The 1,389-nt window shown below is 67.2% G+C and carries 1 protein-coding gene; it reads right to left on the bottom strand.

Annotated elements, in window-relative coordinates; genetic code table 11:
- Positions 1–1,389, bottom strand: a 1,389-nt coding sequence (locus ACRDSQ_RS23070; RefSeq protein WP_431423955.1) for a choice-of-anchor Q domain-containing protein, incomplete at both ends; no start/stop codon positions are given.

The following is a 1,389-nucleotide window of genomic DNA, read 5'->3' as shown; positions in this document are numbered from 1 at the left end:
GTCAGGCCGTTGCAGAGCAGCTCATTGACCGCGGTCGCCTCCATGTCGGTGTTGTTGTCGGGGTTGTCATCGGTCTCGTTGGCAGTGACCTCAACGCTGTTGGTGATGCTCCCGGTGGCGGTGGGCTCGACCACGATGGTGACGGTGGCGTCCTCGCTGCTCGCAAGGTCCCCGAGGTCACACTCGACGGTCCCGAGCGACTCGGTGCACCCGCTGCCTTGGGAGGCGGTGGCCGAGACGAAGTCCACGTCCGCGGGGAGCGTGTCGGTGAGGATCACGCCCGTGGCATCGCCCTGACCGGCGTTGTTGACGGTGATGGTGTAGGTCAGATGGTCGCTGACCACGACCGGGTCGGGCGAATCCGTCTTGCTGACCGCGAGGTCGGGGGAGGGAGCGGCCATGATTTCAAACGAACCGATGTCGCAGGCCGGCCCTTGCGGCCGGGCCACTCCGCGCTGGTCGGTGGCGGGGGGCGGGCAAGTGCCGGTCACCGCATCGATGGCGGGGCTCCCGGCGACCAGCGCATGGGTCCGGGTGGGCCCGCCGGCCAAGTTGGTGTCGAGGATGTCGGCGAGCGCCGTCGACGTCGTGCCGTCCGAGGTGGCGGTGATGTCGCTCCCGCTCGGGGTGAAGCCAAAGAACGCATTGGCGTTGCTGAGCCCCGAGTGGCCGAGCAGGTTGAAGTCGCCGGCGCTGACGCCGCCAAAGCCATCGTGGTGCACCTCCGCTGCGGAGGGGGCGGTGTTGCCCGAGACCAGGGAGCGCGCCAGGGTCACGGCGCCGTCGATGTTGAACACGCCGCCGCCGATAAACCCCGCGCTATTGCCCGAGACGGTGCTATTGGTCAGGATCGCGATGCCGAAGGCGTTCAACACGCCGCCGCCGTTATTACTCCCGCTATTGCCCGAGACGGTGCTATTGGTTAGGGTCGCGGTGCCGAGAACGTTCAACACGCCGCCGCCGTAGCTCGCGCTATTGCCCGAGACGGTGCTATCGGTTAGGGTCGCGGTGCCCGTGTTGTACACGCCGCCGCCGCTGACTGAGGTATTGCCCGAGACGGTGCTGTCGGTCAGGGTGAGGGTGCCGTTGTAGTTGGCGATCCCCGCGCCGTCGTCCGTCGCCCCCCCGCTCACCGTGGTCTCGTTGAGGGTGAGGTTGCCGCTGCTATTCACCGCGAAGATACGGAAGGCGTCCATGCTGCTCCGCGTAATCGTGCTGCCGTGGCCCTCGATGGTGATCTCAGTGCCGATGACCGGCAGGCCGGTAGGGCCATAGGGGGTGTTGTTATTAAACGTCGTCAGGGTGTGGGTGCTATTGGCCACGAGGACGAGGGTGTCGAGCCCCAGGTCGCCCGCCGGGCAGCCGCCGGTAGCCGTATCGGTGTTGGCG

This window comes from Actinokineospora sp. (assembly GCF_050699995.1).
In the GTDB taxonomy this organism is placed as follows: domain Bacteria; phylum Actinomycetota; class Actinomycetes; order Mycobacteriales; family Pseudonocardiaceae; genus Actinokineospora.
Note: the sequence above shows the minus strand (reverse complement) of the source record. Positions and strands in the feature narration are given on the sequence as shown.